This is a genomic window from Phenylobacterium sp. (genome assembly GCF_035475775.1).
Lineage (GTDB): Bacteria > Pseudomonadota > Alphaproteobacteria > Caulobacterales > Caulobacteraceae > Phenylobacterium.
Map to the genome: position 1 here is coordinate 13616 of NZ_DATIMC010000068.1, position 20432 is coordinate 34047.

Sequence of the window (20432 nt, forward strand, 5' to 3'; positions counted from 1 at the left end):
GCTCAGCCCCGCGCCAGGTAGAACAGGGGATAGATGAACACCCACGCCACGTCGACGAAGTGCCAGTATAGGCCGCTCACCTCGACGACCACGGCCTGCTCAGGCATCCGTTTGCGGCGGGTGAGGACCATGATCGAGACCCAGGCGAGCAGGCCGAGGCCGACGCTCATGTGCACCGCGTGCAGGGCCGTGGCCACGAAGTAGAGGTCGATGAACAGCGCGGCCGGCCCGGCCCTCACGGCAGAGGGATGACCGAGCCCCGGCATCAGTCCGTCGGAGTAGTCGAGGGCGTACTCGATGCCCTTCAGCGTCAGGAACACGAGGCCGAACGCCATCGCGAGCCCGAGCCAGCCGGCTGTCCTGCGCCGGTCGCCCTCGCGCGCCGAGTGGACGCCGAACGCCACGAACAGGCTGGAGGTGAGCAGCAGCGCCGTGTTGGCGGTGGCGATCCACAGGCGCAGCGCCCGCGCCGCCTCGGCGGTCGCCTGCGGGTGCAGCGTGCGGTAGCCGAAAACCAGGCAGAACAGGCCGCCGAACAGCATCGCCTCGGTGCCAAGGAACACGTACATGCCCATGAAGTCGGCGTCGCGCTGCTGCTCCGGCGCCGCGTAGGGCTCGCGCAGGGTGACGTACTCAGCCATGCGGCGCCGCCGCGGGCTGCGGATACTCGTAGGCGGGCCCGTCCACCACCGGGATGACGTCGAAATTGTGCTTCGGCGGCGGCGAGGCGGTCTTCCACTCCAGGCCGCTCGCCCCCCAGGGGTTCGGCCCCGCCGGCGCCCCGTTGCGCAGGGAGTAGACGAGGTAGACGAGCGGCAGCAGGTAGGCCACCGCGAGGATCGAGGCGCCGGCCGAAGAGAGCACATTCAGCGTCTGGAACTGCGGCGGATAGACATGATACCGCCGCGGCATCCCGAGGTAGCCCAGGAGGTACTGCGGGAAGAAGGTCAGGTTGAATCCGAAGAAGATCAGGCCGGCGCTGATCCGGCCCCAGGTCAGCGAGTACATGCGTCCGGTGATCTTCGGCCACCAGAAGTGCACCGCGCCCAGGAAGCCGCTCACCGCGCCGCCCACCATGATGTAGTGGAAGTGCGCCACCACGAAGTAGGTGTCGTGGACGTGCACGTCGATGGCGACCAGCGCCAGCATGAGCCCGGAGAGGCCGCCGAAGGTGAACAGGCCGATGAACGCCATGGCGAACAGCAGCGGCGGGTCGAGCGCGAGCTCGCCTTTGTAGAGGGTGGCGGTCCAGTTGTAGACCTTCACCGCCGAGGGCACCGCCACCGCCAGGCTGAGGAACGAGAAGACCGCGCTGGCGTACATCGACTGGCCGGACACGAACATGTGGTGGCCCCAGACCAGGAAGCCGATCGCGGCGATGGCGATCGAGGCGCAGGCCACGAACCAGTAGCCGAAGATGCGCCTGTGGGCGCCGGCGGTGACCAGTTCGGTGACCACGCCCATGGCCGGCAGGATCATGATGTAGACCGCCGGGTGGCTGTAGAACCAGAACAGGTGCTGGAAGAGCAGCGGATCGCCCCCGATCGAAGGATCGAAGATCCCCAGCCTGAACAGCCGTTCGGCGGCCAGCAGGATGAGGGTGATCGCCAGGACCGGCGTAGCGAGCACCAGGATCAGGGAGGTCGCGTAATGCGACCAGCAGAAGATCGGCAGCCGGCCCCAGGTCATGCCCGGCGCGCGCAGCTTGTGGATGGTGACGATGAAGTTGAGCCCGGTGAGGATCGAGGAGAAGCCCACGATGGTGATGCCCGCGATGACCCAGAGCACCGCGCCGGTGGCGAACATCGTCGAATAGGGCGTGTAGAAGGTCCAGCCGGTGTCCACGCCGCCGATCAGCAGGGCGAACAGCGTGAAGAAGCCGCCGATCAGGTAGATGTACCAGCTCAGGAGGTTGAGCCGCGGGAACGCCACGTCGCGCGCCCCGATCATCAGGGGGATCAGGAAGTTGCCGAAGGTCGCAGGGATCGAGGGGATCAGGAAGAACCAGACCATCATCACCCCGTGCAGGGTGAAGGCGCGGTTGTAGCCTTCGTTGGTGAGGATATCGCCTTGCGGGGTCAGGAGATCGAGCCGGATCAGCGCCGCCGCGCTCGCCGCAACGAAGAAGAAGAAGGTGATCGAGACCAGGTAGAGGATCGCGATCCGCTTGTGGTCGGTCGTCAGGAACCAGGAGCGCAGGGAATGGCCGGCGTTGATGTAGCTCGCCCGCTCCTCGGGCGTCTGCAGCACCGGAACAGCCGTCATCGTGACGCCTCCTGGGGTTGGCCGCCGATCGACTTCAGGTAGGCCACCAGCCGCACGAGGTCGGACTCGGAGACCTGGCCGGCGAACGTCGGCATGATCGGGGCGTAGCCGGCGGCGACGTCCTTGGCGGGATAGAGGATGCTGTCGCGCAGGTACTGGTCGTCGGCGACCACGACGCGGCCTCCGTCGAGCGGGACCGGAGCGCCATAGATCCCCTCCAGCTTGGGCGCGCGATGGGTGGAGTCCGCGCCATGGCAACCGCTGCAGCCCAGCTTGCGGAACAGCTGGAAGCCCTGCTGGGCGAGCGAGCCGTCGGTCCCGGCCTGCTGCAGCCAGCGGGCGTAATCCTCCGGGCGCATGACCACGAAGCGTCCGCCCATCACCGCGTGGTCGAAGCCGCAGAACTGGGTGCAGCGGAGCGCATAGGTGCCGGGGACCAGAGCCTTGAACCACAGGCTGGTGTAGCGGCCCGGGAGCACGTCCTGCTTCAGCCGCAGCGCTGGCAGGAAGAGGCTATGGATGACGTCCTGCGAGGTCATGACCAGCTTCACCGGCTGGCCGGCCGGGACGTGCAGCTCGTCGATCTCGCGCTGGCCCCCCGGATGCTCGAACTTCCACATCCACTGCTTGGCCACCACCTCGACGGTCAGCGCGCTCGCCGGCGGCTGGCCGGTCTGGAAGTAGAGCCAGCTCGAATAGACGAAGAAGGCCAGGGTCAGCAGGAAGGGGATGATCGTCCAGCCGGTCTCGACCCAGATCCCGTGGCTCGGCGCATGGCTGCGGTCGGCGTTGCGGCCGCGTCGGTAGCGGATCGCGAACACCGCGAGCAGGATGAACACCGGCCAGGAGAGCGCGAAGATCAGGGCCGAGAAGGCGAGGAACAACTGATCGACGCGGACCGCATGCTCCGAGGCCTCAGGCGGCCAGACGCGGAAAAAATTCATCATGCCTGCCGACTCCGACCGGCGCGATCGCGCCGCAGGAAGGCGGCGATCAGGCCCGCCAGGCCGGCGGTCAGGGCGACGCCCACGGCCCGCAGGATCTCCATGACCAGGCTCGAGTAGCGGCCGGTCTTCGGATCGTAGTGGTAGCAGAGGAGGCGGATCTGCTCCCCGAGATCGCCGAGCCGGCCGCGACCGGCGTCGGTGAGCGCCAGGTGCAGGTCCTTCGGGCTGGGCGCGACGCCGTAGAGCCAACGGGCGAGGCGGCCGTCCGGGGTGAGCACCGCCACGGCGGCGATGTGGGCATATTGGCCGATCCGCGGGTCCCAGGCGTAGCGGTAGCCGAGCGCCTGAGTGACCTGGGCGATGTTCGCCGCGGGACCGACCAGGGCCTCGACGCCAGCCGCGGGAGGCGAGCCGGCCAGGCGCTGCTCGGAGGTCTCCGCCGCCGCGGTCCCCTCGCGGGGGTCGATCCCGAACGCCACGACCTCGAAGTCCCGTCCCGGCTTGTAGGCCTGCCCGGCGATGGCCTCGTGCAGGCCTTCGAGAGTCAGGCCGCAGATATTGGGGCAGTGGTGCTGCACGGGCGCGATGACGAGGGGCTTGCCGTTGGCGAGTTCGCGCAGCGTGACCGGCCGTCCGGCCTGGTCGTGGAAGGCCGCGTCCAGCGGAATCTGGGCGCCGGGCTTCGGATCGACGCCCGCGGCCCCGAATGGATCGAACGGCTCGGGCCGGGCGTGCGCCGCCGGAGCGCCCAGCGCCAGGGCGAAGCCGAGTGCGAGCATCAGAGGCCGGGGTGTCATGGCTTGCTGGCCTCGGCGTCCGGCCAGCCCATCGCGGCCTGCAGCGCCATGGCGCGCTCGATCGGGATGCGGGCGATCCCGTTGCGGCGGTCGGCCCAGCCATAGCTTTCGATGCGGGTTCGCGCCGTGGCCTCCAGCGCCAGCCGATCCTTCAAGGGATCGCTCTCCAGCCGGGGCCCCGCAGGCGCGAGTTCGGCGCGCTCGAGGGCGGTCGTCGGCGCTCGCACGCTCCGCGACTGGAACCAGCCATAGAGACCGAAGACCACGAGGGCGGCGAGGGTGGCGAGCGCGAGCACGCTCAGGAACCCGGCGGCGCCGATCTTTGGCGAGGCGTCGTCGGGCTGATAGCCGGGTTTGGCGGAAGCGCCGGACCTGGCGCGCTTGGCGGACGACGTCATGCCAGGCTCCTTGCCGTCCGCCAGGCGAAGGCGCGCAGGAAGCCGCCGGCGAGCAGGGCGGCCATGGCGAGATTGGCGAACGCGAACAGCACGACCTCGGCCGCCCCGGCGGACGGGGCCGCGGCCGGCAGGGTGAGCCAGGCCGACTCCAGCACCGAGCCCAGGACCACTGCGATCGAGAGCGTCCGCAGCATGCGCGGGCTGCGCCGGATCGTCTGGAAGAACAGCAGGAAGGTGGGGATGAGCCGGCTCGCGGCCACGACCCACATGACCGGCCCCCACGGCCCGCCGCGGCGCTGATACCAGCTGACGCCCGGCGGAAGATTGTCCGACCAGGTGATCACGAAATGCATGAAGGCGAGGTAGCTCCAGAACAGCAGGAGCGTCAGCAGCAGGGCCCCGATGATGCCGGGGCGCTGCACGCGTCGCCCCGACAGGGTGAGCGCGATCACCATCAGGGCGAACGCGGTCAGCATCTGGATGTCGAGCACGTAGAGGCCGAAGCCGGAGGAGGCGAAGTCGGCGTCGAGCGAGAGCAGCCAGTCGGTGGAGATGACGGTCCCGAGCACCGGCACCAGCACGAGGCCGATGCAGGCGACCGCCTTCGACGGGCGCCCGCGCAGGATCAGCAGGAAGGCCAGGCCGAACAGCACGGCGTACCAGATGACGCTGCGGGCGATGAACATCGGCTGCGAGAGGTAGGCGGCGCGGAAGCCGCTGGTCGCAGGCTGGTGCGTCCAGGCGTAGATCCGGCTCGCCTCGGCCAGGACCGGCGCAATCAAGAGGGCGCCCACCGGCAGGAGCAGGCTCTGCGCCTCCATGAACGGGCCGAGTTCCTCGGACCAGTCGCCCGGGGCGAGGCGCATGATCATCAGCACGGTCAGCGCGCCGATCGGGATCGAGGCCCACAGGAACGCCGCGCCCAGCCAGGCGCGCCAGGCGGCGGCCGGCAACAGAGCCGCGGCGATCAGCGCCAGCAGGCAAGCCGCCGCACCGGCGGGCGCGATCCAGCCGAGGCGGTCCCAGCGCGCCCTATCCGCCATGAGCGGCCTCCAGGCGGGCCCGGTCGTCGGACGAAAGCCTGGCCGCGGGCGCGGCCTGGCTGAGCTGCAGGGCGCGGACATAGGCCGCGATCGCCCAGCGGTCGGTGGGCGGCACGCGATCGGCATAGGAGAACATCACGCCGTAGCCGTTGGTGATGGTGTCGACGATCAGGCGCGAGGGCGCGCCCAGGAGCGGCGGCCGGTGGAAGTCGGGAGGCTGCGGGAATCCCCGGGAGGGCACGACGCCCTTGCCGTCGCCCGCGAGCCCGTGGCACGGCTCGCAGTAGATGTCGTAGCGCTCGCGGCCGCGCTGCAGGAGCGCGAGCGTCATCGGCGGGCGCTGGCCAAGCGCCGCCTGGTAGGCCGCGTCCTCGCGCGAGACCGCACCCGGCGGCGGGGTCTGCATGGCTGCGCCGTTGGGGAAGAGGTCCGAGCGGCCATAGACCGGCGCCTTCGGCTGCCGCACCATCTCATCGCAGCCGGCGGCGGCGAGGGCGACGGCGATGATGAGCGCGCGCTTCATCGCGCCGCCTCCGCCAGCGGCGCCTCGTCCACGCGCACCGGATGCAGCCCGTCCAGGAACTCGCGCGCATGGTCGCCGAAGCGGGGATCGCGTGCTTCGATCACCAGGAAGAACTTGTTGAGCGACGCCAGATGGAAGCTCGGAACGTCGAAAAGCGGATGGCTGAGCCGGGGCAAGCCGTTCAACAGCAGCATGACCACCACCGAGGCGATCACGGCGATGAGCACCATCACCTCGAAGGTGATCAGGGCGAAGGCGGGCGGGGCGACCGCGGGGCGGCCCATGATGTCGATGCGGTAGTCGGTGCTCGTGTAGACCTGCATGCCGTAGCCGATGACGGCGCCGGCGATCCCGCCCAGCAGAGTGGCGAGCGGAACCCAGCTCTCCTTGAAGCCGATCGCTTCGGCCAGGCCGTCGATCGGGAACGGCGAGTAGGCCTCCATGCGCCTGAAGCCCGCCGTGCGCGCGCGCCGCACCGCCTCGAGAAGCGCCTCGGCGCGGTCGAACTCGGCGACCAGGCCAAACACGGCGGCGCGCTCAGCCATGCGCCGCCTCCTTCTCCTCGAACCCCGCCTCCTTGATCTCGAAGGCCGAGATCATCGGCAGGAGTCGGATGAACAGCAGGAACAGCGTCAGGAAGAGGCCGATCGAGCCGGCGAACAGGCTCCATTCCCAGAAGCTCGGCCAATAGGGCGCCCAGGACGACACGAGGTAGTCGCGGAACAGGGTCGAGAACACCAGCATGTACCGCTCGAGCCACATGCCGATGGTGACCGATAGGCTCACCAGGAAGAGCACGACGGGATCGGACCTGAACCTGCGCCGCCACAAGAGCTGCAGCGGGATGAAGTTCAGCACCACCGCGCCCCAGTAGGCCCAGGCGAACGGCCCGGCGATGCGGTCGTGCAGCGTCTCCAGCTCCTGAGGCCGGCCGGAGTAGAGCGCCGTGAACAGATCGGCGAAGTAGCCGTAGGCGGTCATCATCCCGCAGGCGAGGGTCAGCCGGCCCAGCATGTCGAGGTGCTTGGAGGTGACCAGGTTCTGCAGGCCGAAGGCGCGGCGCAGCGCGGTCGCCAGCATCGCCACCACCGCGAACCCGGAGAAGGCGGCGCCCAGCACGAAGTAGGGCGGGAAGACGGTGGACGTCCATCCCGGGATCGGGCCCGAGGCGAACAGCAGCGAGATCTCGGAGTGGACGGAGACGACCAGCGGAACGGCGATCGCCGCCATCAGCCGGTACGACTGCCGCCAGCGCCCCCAGTGCCGGGCGGCGCCGCGCCAGCCCAACGCCAGCAGCCCATAGAAGACCTGCGCCCCGCGGGTCTTGGCCTTGTCGCGGGTGGAGGCGAAGTCGGGGATCGCGCCCACGTACCAGAAGATGAGGGAGACGGTCAGGTAGGTGAGGACCGCAAAGAAGTCCCAGGTCAGCGGACTGTCGAACTGCGGCCAGACCTTCATCGTGCTCGGGTAGGGCGCCATCCAGTAGAACCGCCACGGCCTGCCCAGGTGCAGGATCGGATAGAGCCCGCCGCAGGTCACGGCGAACAGGGTCATCGCCTCGGCGAAGCGGTTGAGCGAATTGCGCCAGTGCTGCTGCAAGAGGAGCAGCATGGCCGAGATCAGCGTGCCGGCGTGGCCGATGCCGATCCACCAGATGTAGTTGGAGATCGCCAGGCCCCAGTTGACCGGGATGTTGTTGCCCCAGATGCCGACGCCTTCGACGAACAGCACCCAGGCCGAGATGATGTAGACACCGAGCAGGCCCGCCGCGCAGAGGAACCAGATCCACCAGGTCGTGCGGTGCGGGAAGTCGAGCGGGATGCCGGCCACCTCGTTGGTGACCGCGGCGTAGCCGGCCGGCGTCCTCGGATGGACGGCGTCAGTCATGCGTGGCGCCGTCGTCGATGCGGGCGAGGTAGGTGGTCCGCGGGCGGGTGTTGACTTCCTCGAGCAGCGAATAGTTGCGCTGCTGGGCCTTGAGCTTGCTGACGCGGCTCTCGGGATCGCTGACGTCGCCGAACACGATCGCCTCGGTCGGGCAGGCCTGCTGGCAGGCGGTCACCACCTCGCCGTCGCGGATCGGCCGGTTCTCGACGTCGGCCTGGATGCGGGCCTTCTCGATCCGCTGCACGCAGTAGGTGCACTTCTCCATGATCCCGCGGCTGCGGACCGTGACCTCCGGATTGCGCGCCGCCCGCAGCTCCGGCGGGTCGTGCAGCGTGTAGTCGAACCAGTTGAAGTGGCGGACCTTGTAGGGACAGAAGGACGAGCAGGTCCGGGTGCCGATGCAGCGGTTGTAGACCTGCATGTTGAGCCCGTCGTGGGTGTGCACCGAGGCGTTGACCGGGCAGCCCATCTCGCACGGCGCCTGCTCGCAGTGCATGCAGGGCACCGGCTGGTTGAAGAAGGCGGGATCGTCGGGCGAGCCCTCGTAATAGGCGTCGATGCGCAGCCAGTGCATCTCGCGTCCGTTGGCCACCTGCGACTTGCCGGTCATCGGCACGTTGTTCTCGGCGTCGCAGGCGGTGACGCAGGCGTTGCAGCCGATGCAGGTGTCGGTGTCGATCGCCATGCCCCATTGCGGGCTGCCGGAGAGCCTCGGCGGATAGAAGCTGGGCGGCGGCGGGTGCGGCGGCCCGGGCTGGGCGGCGGCGACCGGCGCGGTGCGGACGAAATCGAACCCCTGCAACGCGGTGTAGAGCTGGGTGCTGGCGAGCTCGGTCTTGCCGCCGGTCTTCGCCGCCGCCGCGCCCTCGACCCGCCACGGTGCGGCGGACGTGCGCAACGGGTAGGCGTCATAGCCTCGGCCGTCCGCCAGCTGGCCGGGCAGGCTGCGGCCGTAGCCCAGATGGACCACGACGGTCCGTCGCTCGAGCCCCGGCGTCAGCCAGGCGGGCCCTTCGATCGCGCGGCCGCCGGCGCTCAGGCGCACATGGTCGCCGTTCTTCAGGTCGAGCTGCGCCGCCAGCGCCGGGGCGACCAGGACGGCGTTGTCCCAGGTGAGCTTGTTGAACGGCTTGGGCAGCTCCTGCAGCCACGGGTTATCGCCGAAGCGGCCGTCCCAGATCGTCGGGTCCGGGCGGATCAGCACGGTGATCCCGCCGCCCCGGCGGCGCAGGCGCACCGCCGGCGCGCCGGCGGCCCCAGGGGTCTGCGGCGGCGCGGGCTCGTCGACGAAGCCGCGGGCCAGGGTCTCGCGCCAGCGCGGATCGGCCTCGCCCCCCAGCCGGTCGGCCCAGGTGGCGAGCAGGATCGCGCGCGGATCGCCCCCCAGGCGGCCCTGCAGGTTCTGCAGGAACACCGAGCGCGCGCGCACCGCGTAGAACGGCCGCACCAGCGGCTGGATGAGGCTGGTCCGCCCGTCGACGGCGCGGGCGTCGTCCCAGGTCTCCAGCGCGTGCTCGAGGGGGGCGTGCCAGTGGCAGGCGGCGGCGGTCTCGTCGAAGTGCAGGCCCGCGTGGATGCGCAGCCGCGCCTTCTGCATCGCGGCCGGGAAATCGAGGTCCGCGGGCGCGGCGTAGACGGGATTGGCCTCGAGGATCGCCAGGGTGTCGACGCGGCCGGCGGCAAGGTCCGCCGCCAGCGCCTCGAACGAGCGCGTCCCGTCCGGCGGCTGGAGGAGGATCGGCGCGCAGAAGCCGAGGGTCTTCCCGATCGCGCCGATCCGCTCATTGAGCTGCAGCGCCAGCGCCTGGACGGCGGGATCGCAATGCGCGCCCGCGAGCACCAGCCCCGCGCCGGGGTTGCGCTGCAGCGCCTGGGCGGCGGCCTCGACCCATTGCGCCTGGCGAGGCGTGAGCCGCAATTGCGGCGCTGGGCCCGCGCCGAGGCGGCCGGCCAGCGCCTGCACCATGATCTCGACCTCGTCGGCCGAGGCGATCAGGCGCTCGGCCGCCATGGCCCCGGCGAGCGACGGCGCGGGTTCGGCGACCATTAGGCGGGCCTCGCCGCGGCCGCCCTGGAAGGCGCGCCGGGCCTGCGACCAGGCCCGCGCATTGCGGGTCTGCCAGGCGCCCGGGCCCAGGAAGTCGTCGTCGAAGCTGACGATCGCGCGACAGGCCTCGAAGCGGGGCTGGATTTCCAGCGGCCGGCCGAAGGCGAGCCGGGTCGCCTCGAGCCGCAGGTCCTGGTTCACCGGCTCGAACACGTGCCAGCGGGCGAGCGGCCAGCGCTGCATGAGCTCGGCGAGCTGGCGGGCGAAGGTGGGCGAGCTGACGGCGCCGGTCAGCAGCCGGAGGCCCTCGCCGCGCGTCGCATCCAGCCGCTCCGCGTTCTCCACCATGGCGGCGTCGAAGCCGGACCAGTCCGTGGGCCGGCCCATGAACCGCGGGGCCTTGGAGCGGTCCGGGTCGTAGAGGCCCAGCAGCGCGGCCTGGGTGAAGGCGTCGGTCGCGCCCTGGCTCGCCGGATGCTCCGGCAAGCCTTCCAGCTTGGTGGGCCGGCCCTCGTGGGTGAGCCCGAGCACCGGCTGGGCGTAGCCGCCGAACACCACCGCCGTCGCGTAGGTCTTGGGCGTCCCCAGCACCAGGTCGCCGGGCTGGGTCACGTAGGGCAGGGCGTCAGGGTGGGGCGCGGCGGTGCAGCCCGCGAGCCCGGCGAACGCAAGCGAGGCGCCCATGGCCTTCAGCACCTCGCGCCGGCCGGCTTCGGTGACGCCGGCGAAGGCGTTCGGGAACTCGGCCTCGAGCGCGCGCCGGAAAGCCGGCGCGTCCGTCAGCTCCTCCAGCGCCCGCCAGAACCGACGGCCGGTCCGCCCGGCCAGCTTGGCGGCCGCCAGGGCCTCCGCCGACGATCTCACCGCGCCCTTGTGCAAAGCCCTGTCCCTCATCGATGGCAGACGTCGCAGTCGGTCAGCCGGACCGGATCGATGTGGAACCGCTTCATCGCCTGCTGGCCGTACGTCCGGTGCGCGGGGACCTTGTCCCAGCCGGACCAGTCCATCCGCGTCACCTGGTCCGGCGGACGAAGGTGCGGGGCGGGATTGCGGTGGCAGTCGATGCAGAACCGCATCTGGAACGGGTGCGCCCGCCAGGTGAGCGGCATGGTGTCGATGCGCCCATGGCACTCCACGCAGGCGATCCCGCGGGCGATGTGGATGTGGTGGTCGAAGTAGACATAGCCCGGCAGCGCCGAGACGCGTTTCCAGGCGAGCGGCTTGTCTTCCGCGAAGCTCGCGCGCTCGGGCGCCAGCATCGGCGCCCCGGTCCACAGCTGCGAGTGGCACGTCATGCAGACGTGGCTCGCCGGCAGCCCGGCATAGCGGCCCCGCTCCACGTCCGCGTGGCAGTAGCGGCAGTCGATCCCCAGCTCGCCGGCATGGTGGGCATGGCTGAACGGGACCGGCTGCTCGACCGGCCAGCCGACCCGGGTCAGGTAGGCCGAGCGCGCGAAGCCGGAGCCGAGCAGCCCACCGCCCAGCACGGCCACGAACACCGCCAGCACGGTGAGCCGAAGCCACGTGTCCGCGGATGGCTTGAAGATCTGAGCCATGCCGACCTTCGCCTGAGGTCGCGACAACCCACCGGCCCGACCCAGTCACTCTCGATGGCTAGAACTCGGCGGCCACGGCTGCGTTTCCCGGCGCCCGCGAAAAAGATCGCAGGGCGATAGGAATATCGCAGGACGATGGAAAAATGCGCGCGGGATGGAGTGGTGGATGCGACAGGGATTGAACCTGTGACCCCCTCGGTGTGAACGAGGTGCTCTCCCGCTGAGCTACGCATCCGCCGGAGCGCCCTGACAGCTAGCGAGCGGGGCGCGCGAGAAGGGTTGGGCGTATAGCTTGGCGGGCTAGGCGCTGCAAGCGCCGAGCAGCCGCAGGCAGGCCTGCGGCAGGTCGGCGAAATGCTCGATCAGCACGTCCGGCGCAAGCTCGGCGGCCGGGATCTCGGTGTAGCCGAAGCTGACCAGGACCAGCGGGACGCCGGCCGCGCGGGCGGCGTCGGCGTCGGTCGGCGCATCGCCCACCATCACCGCCCGCGCCATGCCGCCGCCGGCCGCGGCGACGGCGGCCGCAAGGTGCCGCGGATCGGGCTTGCGGGCGGCCGCCGCGTCGGGGCCGACGACCGCGGCGAAGAGGCCGCGCAGGCCGAGCGCCTGCAGCAGCGCGACGGCGAGATCGGTGGGCTTGTTGGTGCAGACCGCCAGCCCCGCGCCCGCCGCGCTGAGCGCGCCGAGCGCCTCCCGAACGCCAGGAAACGGGCGGCTCTGGTCGGCGATGTGGGCGCGGTAGCGGGCGATGAAGCGATCGAACAGCTCGCCCTCGCGATCGGCGGGCAGCGGCGCGCCCGCCGCCTCGAAGCCGCGCTCCAGCAGCCGGCGCGCGCCATGGCCGATCAGGTTCCGCGCCGCCTCCAGCGGCAGCGGCGGCAGGCGCTCCTGCCCAAGGATCGCGTTCAGCGTGGCGACCAGGTCCGGCGCGGTGTCGACCAGCGTCCCGTCGAGGTCGAAGACCACGGTCGCGCCGGCGAGCGGCCGCTCAGCGGCCATCGACGATCGCGCGCGCCCTGTCGAGCCCCTCGGCGTAGGCGTCGAGCGCCTGGGCCGTCAGGCCGATATAGGTCGTGGCGTCGGCGAAGCGCCGCTCCTCGATCGCCTCGCGGACGCCCGGCAGGGTCTTGGCGCCGTAGCCGGTGAAGCGGCCGGGCGCGTAGACCATGTTCTTGTACCAGGGGCGGAAGGGCAGGCCCTCCTCGCGCAGCAGACTCTGGTCCAGCGGACGGATCGCCGCGTCCAGGCTGACGCGCTGCGCCTTCGTCAGGCCCGGACCCTTCGCGGCCAGCGCGGAATCGAAGGCGCTCGCGCTCGCCTTCAGCTTGGCGACCGCGCGGTCGAGCGGGCCGAAATCGAGCGAGGGCGAGGCCGCCAACGCCGCCGGCGCGCCGCTCGTCTCGGTGGGATCCGACGCCAGCCGGTAGTCGCCGCCCGCCAGCATCTTGGTCCGGCCGGCGGCCTCGTCGCGCTTGGCGTCGGCGAGCTTCTTCACCTCGTCGGCGTAGCGGCCCACGGTGTCGGCGAAGTCGCCGTAGCGCTGCACGGGAAGCTCGGCGTCGGCGAGCCGGATCACCATCCGCCCGACGGTCTTCGCCAGCGTCGCATCGTAGACGAACCCCGGATCCACGAAGCGGCTGTGGTGCTCGTAGTCGTCGTACAGGGAATGATAGACGCCGCCGCTCGCGCCCTCGCCGCCATAGCCGACGTCGATCGCGGCGAGGCCCAGGTGCTGCAGGTAGGCGGAGTAGTCCGAGCCGGAGCCGAGCGGCCCGATCAGCAGGTCCTTCGACGGGTCGAGCGCCACCTTGCCGAGCTGCTTGATCTCCTCGCTCGCGCCGGGCTCGGAGGCGAGCACGGCTTCGCGGGCGCGCAGCCGGTCACGCACGGACGCGCCGGTCTCGGGGTCCTTCACGTCGGCCGCCACCTCGTTGACGAAGTGCTGGAAGTCGTGGCTGCCCTCGGCGTTGAAGTAGCCGCGCGCGTTGGAGTCGGAGTTGATGTAGACGAGGCCCTTGGCCTTCAGTTCGGCGGCGTGGGTCTCGGCCCATTCGGTGGAGCCGAGCAGCATCGGCTCCTCGCCGTCCCAGCTCGTGTAGACGATCGTCCGCTTCGGCCGCCAGCCGGATTGCTCAAGGCCGCCCAGCGCCTTGGCCTCGGCCAGCAGGGCGATCTGGCCGGAGAGCGGATCCGAGGCGCCCATCACCCAGCCGTCGTGGTGGTTGCCGCGGATGATCCACTCGTCCGGCTCTTCCGATCCGTGCAGCGTGCCGATCACGTCGTAGAGCCGCTTCAGCGACCAGTCGGACTTGACGGCCAGGTGGACCTGACCGCCGCCGGGACCCACGTGGTAGGTGATCGGCAGGGAGCCGCGCCAGCTCGCCGGGGCGACGTGGCCGCCGAGCGAGGCCAGCAGCACCTGGGCGTCGGCGTAGGAGATCGGCAGCGTCGGGATCTTCAGGACCGTCTTGGCCGTCTCGCGCGTGAGCCGCTTGGCGTCCTTGGTCGCGCCCACGCCCGGCGTCAGGGGATCGCCGGGATAGAGGGTCATGTCGGCGACCGAGCCGCGTTGGAAGCCGTGCGGCGGCCGCGCGGCGCCCTTCGGATAGACGTCGCCCGTCGCATAGCCGTCGTCGTGCGGGTCGGAGTAGATGATGCAGCCCACCGCGCCGTGGTCTTCGGCGAGCTTGGGCTTCAGCCCGCGCCAGCCGGCGCCATAGCGGGCGATCACGATCTTGCCTTTGACCGAGACGCCCATGCGCTCCAGCGCGTCATAGTCGGCCGGCATGCCGTAGTTGACGTAGACCAGCGGGGCGGTGACGTCGCCGTCGCCCTGATAGGCCACATAGGCCGGAAGCGCGGTCGCCTGGGCGCGCAGCGAGCTCGCGTCGCCGGGGATCGGCGGCTCCTGCAGCGTGGCCTTGAACGGGGCGCTAGGCCCGCCCACCAGCTCCAGGGTCTCGCTGATCGGCGTCGGATAGAGCACCTCGAACACCTCGATGTGGGCGTCCCAGCCCCAGGCCTTCAGCTGCGCCAGGATCCATTCGGCGTTGGCCTTGTCGTGGGCCGAGCCCACGTGGTTTGGCTCATAGGCGAGCTGCTTCAGCCAGCGGCCCATCTCCGCCGGGTCGATCTGCGAATCGAAGCGGGCTTCGAGGTCTGCAGGCCGCGGTGGGGGCGCGGCGGCCCAGGCGGAGCTGACCGCGCCCAGCGCGCAGGCGGCGAACAGGGCGGACAGACGGACGCGACGCTTCATGAGACTCCCCCGAAACTTGTGGCCGGGACGCTAGCCGCTTCTCGCGCCCGGCCACAAGGCTTGCTAAGCCACAGGGTCGAGACCTTTGACTCGCTTCGGAGAACCGCCGCCATGACCGCCCGCGCCGCCGTCATCCTGGCCGCCGGCCAGGGCACGCGGATGAAGTCGGCCACGCCCAAGGTGCTGCACAAGGTGGGCGGCCGCACGCTGCTCGACCGGATGATCGACACCGTCCAGGCGACCGGGTGCGAGCGGATCGTGGTGGTGGTCGGCACGCACAGCCCCGAGGTCCGGGCGCGCGTCGCCGAACGGCTGGGCGAGGCGGCCGTGGCGGTGCAGGATCCGCCGCTCGGCACCGGCCACGCCGTGCTGGCCGCCAAGGGCGCGCTCGCCGGCTTCGAGGGTGACGTGGTGATCACCTACGCCGACGCGCCGCTGCTGGCGCCGGAGGACCTGGAGCCGCTGTTCGCCCTGCGGGCCGAGGGCGCGGACATCGCCTTGATGGCTTTCGAGCCCGATGAGCCGTTGCTCTACGGCCGGGTGATCCGGGGCGCCCAGGACGAGGTTCTCCGCATCGTCGAAGCCCGCGACGCGAGCCCGCAGGAGACGGCGGTGCGCTGCTGCAACGCCGGCATGATGGTGGCCGAGCGCGGCAAGCTGTTCGGCTGGCTCGCCCGGGTCGGCGACGACAACGCCAAGCGCGAGTACTACCTGACCGACATCGTGGGCCTGGCGGTGGCGGACGGCGGGCGGGTGCGGGCGCACGTCGCGCCGGAAGCCTCGGTCATGGGCTGCGACACGCCGATGCAGCTCGCCCAGGCGGAGGCGGTCTTCCAGCAGCGCCGGCGCGCCCGCTTCCTGGCCGACGGCGTCGCCATGCAGGCGCCCGACACCGTCCACTTCAGCTTCGACACCGAGGTCGCGCCCGGCGCCGCGATCGAGCCCTTCGTGGTCTTCGCCCCTGGCGTGCGGGTGGAGACCGGGGCGGTGATCCGCGCCTTCAGCCACCTGGAAGGGGCGGTGGTGCGTTCGGGCGCGCTGATCGGCCCCTATGCGCGCCTGCGCCCGGGCGCCGAGATCGGCGAGGAGGCCCACATCGGCAATTTCGTCGAGGTGAAGAAGGTCGCGGTCGGGAAGGGCGCCAAGGCCAACCACCTGGCCTATCTCGGCGACGGCAGCGTGGGGGCGGGCGCGAACATCGGGGCGGGCACGATCTTCTGCAACTACGACGGCTTCGACAAATGGGAGACGCACGTCGGCGAGGGGGCCTTCGTGGGATCGAACACCGCCCTCGTCGCGCCGGTGAGTGTGGGGGCGGGGGCCTACACCGGCTCGGGCTCGGTGATCACCCAGGACGTGGCCGCCGATGCGCTGGCGCTGGAGCGTGGGCCGCAGGCCGAGAAGCCCGGCTGGGCGGCCCGTTTCCGGCAACGCAAGCTCGCCGAGCGCGCGAACAAGAAATCCGCCAAATGAGCGACGTCGAGGCGCAGAAGCGGGCGGTCGGCGAGGCCGCCGCGGCGCTGGTGGAAGCCGGCATGGTCGTGGGGCTCGGCACCGGCTCGACGGCCGTGTGGTTCGTGAAGGCGCTGGGCGCGCGCGGCCTCGAGGTCACCTGCGTGGCCACCTCGCTCGCCACCGCCGACCTCGCCGCCTCCCTCGGCCTGAAGGTCGCCGAGCTGGGCGAGACGCGGGAGATCGACCTGACCGTCGACGGCGCCGACGAGATCGGCCCGGGGCTCGGCCTGATCAAGGGCGCCGGCGGGGCGCTGCTGCGCGAGAAGCTCGTCTGGGAGGCCTCCAGGCGCTGCGTCGTGATCGCCGACGCCTCCAAGCGCGTGCCGGTGCTGGGCGGCTTCCCGCTTCCGATCGAGGTGGTGGCGTTCGGGCACCGGACCACCGCGCTGCGGATCTGCGACGCGCTCGCCGAGTGCGACATCGGCGCAGCGCCCCGGCTTCGGCTGAGGAACGGCCAGCCCGTGCGCACCGACGGCGGCAACCTGATCTACGATGCGCCGTGCGGTCGCATCGAGGATCCTGCCGCGCTCGCCGCGGCGCTGAAGAGCGTGACCGGCGTGGTGGAGCACGGCCTGTTCCTCGACCTCGCCGACGAGGCGCTGGTGGCCACCCCGGAAGGCGTGTTGCGGCTGGAGCCCTAGGACCCGGTGTGGCCCTATCCGATCTTCCTGATCAACCTGAAGGCCAGCCCGGACCGCCGCCGCGCAGCCCTGCAGCAGCTGGCGCGGCAGGGGCTCGCGCCGAGGCTGATCGAGGCGGTCGACGGCCGGGCGCTCCCGCCCGAGGAGATCGCGCGCCTGGTCGACGCCGAGGGCCGGCTCAGGCGCGCGCCCAAGCCGCTCTCGCCGGCGGAGGTGGGCTGCTACCTCTCGCACCGCGCGGTGCTGGAGCGGATCGTCGCCGAGGCCATTCCCCAGGCGCTGGTCCTGGAGGACGACCTGACGGCGGGCGACGAGCTGGCCGCGGTCCTGCAGGCGATCGCCGCCCGGCCGATGCCGCCGTACGATGTGATCAAGCTCGGCATCAGCGAGCCGCAGGAGAAGGCCTTCACGCCGATCCTGGCGCTGACCGAGACGTCCTGGCTCGTGCGTCACCACAACGTGGTCAATTCCAACCTCGCCTATGTGATCACCCGCGCCGGCGCCGAGCGGTTCCTCGCCTATGGGCGCCCGATCCGCTACCCGGTGGACGTGGCCATGAACCGCGCCTGGCGTCACGGCCTGGACATCCTGGCGGTCAGGCCCTGGCCGGTGCTGCCCAACCCCGCCTTCGCCTCGACCATCGGCGCCGACCGGTTCGAGGACCGCGCGGTCGGCGGGATCGGGCTGCGCCTGCAGCGGCGCGCGCGCAAGGCCTACGACAGCCTCGCCAAGCGGCTGGACGTCGGCCGGCGCATCCGGGGCGACGCGGCCTGGCTCAGGAACCACCGCGACTGAGGCCCGCGCCGCTGCAGGCCGATCGCGCGGATTTCCAATTTCCGGTACGCATGCCATGCTTCCAGTTCCGCTGCGGAAACGGGTTTGGGGGTGCACGATGCTGGCGCTGATGCTGGGGATCCTGGCGGCCGCCGCGCCGCAGGCGCAGGCCGCCGCGACGCCGGCCAAGGTGGTGAGCCCGCTGACGGTGACCTCGCAACCGAAGACCTCGCCGCCCGTGGACGTGACGGTGCAGGTCGGCGGCGACGAGGACAGCGCCGGTTCGCAGGACGTCTCCATCTGGCCGGCCTCGGCCTATGAAGCGAGGGCCACGGGCCATGTGACGCTCACCTGCCGCGTCGATGTCCATGGGCTCGCCGAGTCCTGCCGGGTCGCTTACGAAGCGCCGCAGGGCCGCGGGTTCGGCAAGGCCGCGCTGGCGCTTCGCCCGACCCTGAAGCTCGACCCCGCCAAGGGCCCCGACGGCCAGCCGGTCGCCAGGCTCATGAACATCGGCCTGGTGTTCCGCGCGCCGGACATGGAGATGACCACCACCCCGATGGCCGACAGCATGACCGGCCGGGCCGCCAACGTGGAGGTCTCGCACAACCCGCTGCCGATGCGCCGGGTGACCCTGATGACCGATCCCGTCTGGGCGCGCGCGCCGAGCTTCGACGACCTGGCGCGGGTCTATCCGCGCGAGGCCGCCGGCGCCGAGGGCTACGTGGTCGCCCACTGCGGCGTGACCCATGACGGCTACCTGAAGGATTGCAGCGTGGCCAAGGAGTTGCCGACCCGGCGCGGCTTCGGCGCGGCGGCGCTGAAGCTCGCGCCGCAATTCCGGGTGATGCCCCAGATCATGGCGCGCGCGCCGGGCGGCGCCCCGGTGGAGGTGGACGTGCCGGTCCGCTTCGCGCCGCCGGGGCCGGAGCGCACCGTGACCGCGCCCACCTGGCTGGTGGGCTTCGACCCGGAGGCCGCGCCCAAGCTGTTCCCGCCGGAAGCCGCCGCCAAGGGCCTGACCAGCGGCCGCGGGGTCGCGCGCTGCCGGGTGGCCGAGGACGGCTCGGTCCAGGATTGCGCGCCGGAGACCGCGGATCCGGACGGCCTCGGCTTCTCGGAAGCCGCCGCCAAGCTCGCCTCGACCATGAAGATGAACCTCTGGTCGGCCGACGCCGGGCCTGTCGAGGGCGGGATCGTGCACGTGGCCATCCGGCTCAACCTGCGGCCCGGGACACCGTGAACACGCGCCTGGGCCGCGTCTCCCAGACCCCGGTCGCGCCCGCGTCCGGCCACCTCGCCGAGCCCGCCGGCCGCCGCGAGCGGCAGATCGGCAAGCGGGTGGGCCTGACCCAGTTCGGCGTGAACCACCTGACGCTCGCCCCGGGCGCGGTCTCCTCCCGCCGCCACTGGCACGAGGGCGAGGACGAGTTCGTCTATGTGCTCGCAGGGACCGCCACCCTGATCGACGAGACGGGCGCGCACGCGCTTGGGCCCGGCGACTATGCCGGCTTCCCGGCGGGCGCGCCCAACGCCCATCACCTGATCAACCGCACCGATGCGCCGGTGGAACTCTTGGTGGTCGGCACGCGCAAGGTCGGCGAGGAGAAGATCCACTATCCGGACGAGGCCGATCCCGGGCCGTTCACCGTCACCCGCGACGCCCAGGGAAACCGCATCGCGCGCGCCGGCTGAGGCCGCCGGCTAGGCTCGCGCCGCGCATCGCTCTAGATAGCGCCCGTGGCGCGCGGGCGCGTGCGTCCCCACCTCAGAGCGGGGCCGTGACCAGGGAGCGGATCTTGGCGAATTACGACTACGACCTCTTCGTCGTCGGCGCAGGCTCGGGCGGCGTCAGGGCCGCGCGGCTCGCGGCGCTCTCCGGCGCCCGGGTGCTGGTGGCCGAGGAGCACCGGGTGGGCGGCACCTGCGTGATCCGCGGCTGCGTGCCCAAGAAGCTGATGGTCTACGCCTCGGAGTTCTCCCACGGCTTCGAAACCGCCAAGGGCTTCGGCTGGACGATCGAGAACGCCCGCTTCGACTGGCCGAGCTTCCTGGCCGAGAAGGACAAGGAGATCGCCCGGCTCTCCGGCGTCTATGTGCGCAATCTGGAGAACGCCGGCGCCGAGCTGGCGCACGGCAAGGCGCGGCTGCTCGACGCCCATGCCGTCGAGGTGGAGGGCCATGGCGCGCGGACCGCCGAGAAGATCCTGATCGCCACCGGCGCGCGGCCGTGGATGCCCACCCAGCTTCCCGGCGTCGAGCACGCCATCACCTCGAACGAGGCGTTCCACGTGCCGGAGCTGCCCAGGCGCATCGTGATCGCCGGCGGCGGCTACATCGCCGTCGAGTTCGCCGGCATCTTCGCCGGCCTGGGCGTGGAGACCACGCTGGTCCACCGCGGCCCCAATATCCTGCGAGGCTTCGACGACGACATCCGAACCCACGTGGCCGAGGAGATGGGCCGGCGGGGAATCAAGGTGGTGCTGGCCACGCAGCACGCGTCGATCGAGAAGGCTCCGGGCGGGCTGGTCAGCCGCTTCACCGACGGCCACCACTGCGAGAGCGACGTGGTGATGTTCGCGCTCGGCCGCGAGCCCTACACCGACGGGCTGGGCCTCGAGACCGCCGGCGTGAGGCTCGATGAGCGCGGCGCCGTGGTCGTCGACGACTACTCGCGCAGCAACGTCGAGAACATCTGGGCGGTGGGCGACGTCACCGACCGCCTCAACCTGACGCCGGTGGCGATCCGCGAAGGCCAGTCGTTCGCCGAGACGGAGTTCTAT

19 protein-coding genes and 1 tRNA gene are annotated in these 20432 nt (G+C 71.3%); 6 read left to right on the plus strand and 14 right to left on the minus strand.

Features of this window, described 5'->3' with window-relative positions:
* Window positions 1-2: 2 nt before the first annotated feature.
* The 14 genes from VLI41_RS08695 to VLI41_RS08760 form a co-directional block, all read right to left on the minus strand.
* On the minus strand, window positions 3-641 hold the full coding sequence (locus VLI41_RS08695) for a cytochrome c oxidase subunit 3 (RefSeq protein WP_325267679.1): 639 nt from the start codon (window positions 639-641) through the stop codon (window positions 3-5).
* The gene (locus tag VLI41_RS08700; RefSeq protein ID WP_325267680.1) at window positions 634-2265 is read right to left on the minus strand and encodes a cytochrome c oxidase subunit I; all 1632 of its coding nucleotides are present in this window, start codon (window positions 2263-2265) and stop codon (window positions 634-636) included. Before VLI41_RS08700 ends, VLI41_RS08695 begins: the two co-directional genes overlap by 8 nt.
* The gene (gene coxB, locus VLI41_RS08705) at window positions 2262-3212 is read right to left on the minus strand and encodes a cytochrome c oxidase subunit II (RefSeq protein WP_325267681.1); all 951 of its coding nucleotides are present in this window, start codon (window positions 3210-3212) and stop codon (window positions 2262-2264) included. Before coxB ends, VLI41_RS08700 begins: the two co-directional genes overlap by 4 nt.
* Window positions 3209-4009, minus strand: a complete 801-nt coding sequence (locus tag VLI41_RS08710) for an SCO family protein (protein WP_325267682.1) — start codon at window positions 4007-4009, stop codon at window positions 3209-3211. The genes coxB and VLI41_RS08710 overlap by 4 nt, the downstream gene beginning before the upstream one ends.
* A complete protein-coding gene (locus tag VLI41_RS08715; protein WP_325267683.1) occupies window positions 4006-4407 on the minus strand; it encodes a hypothetical protein in 402 nt (133 codons plus the stop codon). The genes VLI41_RS08710 and VLI41_RS08715 overlap by 4 nt, the downstream gene beginning before the upstream one ends.
* Entirely contained in the window at window positions 4404-5450 is a 1047-nt protein-coding gene (locus VLI41_RS08720) for a hypothetical protein (RefSeq protein ID WP_325267684.1), read from the minus strand. The genes VLI41_RS08715 and VLI41_RS08720 overlap by 4 nt, the downstream gene beginning before the upstream one ends.
* Entirely contained in the window at window positions 5440-5973 is a 534-nt protein-coding gene (locus tag VLI41_RS08725; RefSeq protein WP_325267685.1) for a cytochrome c, read from the minus strand. The genes VLI41_RS08720 and VLI41_RS08725 overlap by 11 nt, the downstream gene beginning before the upstream one ends.
* Window positions 5970-6518: a DUF3341 domain-containing protein gene (locus VLI41_RS08730; RefSeq protein WP_325267686.1), complete on the minus strand. Its 549-nt coding sequence runs from the start codon at window positions 6516-6518 to the stop codon at window positions 5970-5972. Before VLI41_RS08730 ends, VLI41_RS08725 begins: the two co-directional genes overlap by 4 nt.
* The gene (gene nrfD / locus VLI41_RS08735; RefSeq protein ID WP_325267687.1) at window positions 6511-7860 is read right to left on the minus strand and encodes an NrfD/PsrC family molybdoenzyme membrane anchor subunit; all 1350 of its coding nucleotides are present in this window, start codon (window positions 7858-7860) and stop codon (window positions 6511-6513) included. Before nrfD ends, VLI41_RS08730 begins: the two co-directional genes overlap by 8 nt.
* A complete protein-coding gene (locus VLI41_RS08740; RefSeq protein ID WP_325267688.1) occupies window positions 7853-10771 on the minus strand; it encodes a TAT-variant-translocated molybdopterin oxidoreductase in 2919 nt (972 codons plus the stop codon). Before VLI41_RS08740 ends, nrfD begins: the two co-directional genes overlap by 8 nt.
* 26 nt (window positions 10772-10797) lie before the next feature.
* Entirely contained in the window at window positions 10798-11463 is a 666-nt protein-coding gene (locus tag VLI41_RS08745; protein WP_325267689.1) for a cytochrome c3 family protein, read from the minus strand.
* Window positions 11464-11623: 160 nt separating this feature from the next.
* Window positions 11624-11698: transfer RNA gene (locus VLI41_RS08750), tRNA-Val, on the minus strand.
* 65 nt (window positions 11699-11763) lie between these two features.
* A complete protein-coding gene (gene gph, locus VLI41_RS08755; protein WP_325267690.1) occupies window positions 11764-12462 on the minus strand; it encodes a phosphoglycolate phosphatase in 699 nt (232 codons plus the stop codon).
* Window positions 12452-14719 (minus strand): transferrin receptor-like dimerization domain-containing protein, encoded by a 2268-nt coding sequence (locus tag VLI41_RS08760; RefSeq protein ID WP_325267691.1) that lies wholly within the window; start codon window positions 14717-14719, stop codon window positions 12452-12454. The genes gph and VLI41_RS08760 overlap by 11 nt, the downstream gene beginning before the upstream one ends.
* A 111-nt stretch (window positions 14720-14830) precedes the next feature.
* Here VLI41_RS08760 and glmU point away from each other — a divergent pair, with 111 nt between their 5' ends.
* From glmU to VLI41_RS08790, 6 genes are all read left to right on the plus strand, one after another.
* Entirely contained in the window at window positions 14831-16192 is a 1362-nt protein-coding gene (gene glmU / locus VLI41_RS08765) for a bifunctional UDP-N-acetylglucosamine diphosphorylase/glucosamine-1-phosphate N-acetyltransferase GlmU (RefSeq protein ID WP_325267692.1), read from the plus strand.
* Window positions 16189-16875, plus strand: a complete 687-nt coding sequence (rpiA, locus tag VLI41_RS08770) for a ribose-5-phosphate isomerase RpiA (protein ID WP_325267693.1) — start codon at window positions 16189-16191, stop codon at window positions 16873-16875. Before glmU ends, rpiA begins: the two co-directional genes overlap by 4 nt.
* Window positions 16876-16881: 6 nt before the next feature.
* Complete coding sequence (locus tag VLI41_RS08775) at window positions 16882-17670, plus strand: glycosyltransferase family 25 protein (RefSeq protein WP_325267694.1); 789 nt, start codon at window positions 16882-16884, stop codon at window positions 17668-17670.
* 97 nt (window positions 17671-17767) lie between these two features.
* Complete coding sequence (locus tag VLI41_RS08780; protein ID WP_325267695.1) at window positions 17768-18892, plus strand: energy transducer TonB; 1125 nt, start codon at window positions 17768-17770, stop codon at window positions 18890-18892.
* A complete protein-coding gene (locus VLI41_RS08785; RefSeq protein ID WP_325267696.1) occupies window positions 18889-19344 on the plus strand; it encodes a cupin domain-containing protein in 456 nt (151 codons plus the stop codon). The genes VLI41_RS08780 and VLI41_RS08785 overlap by 4 nt, the downstream gene beginning before the upstream one ends.
* A gap of 104 nt (window positions 19345-19448) precedes the next feature.
* Window positions 19449-20432: FAD-dependent oxidoreductase (locus VLI41_RS08790; RefSeq protein WP_325267697.1), on the plus strand; the 984-nt coding region annotated here is incomplete at its 3' end.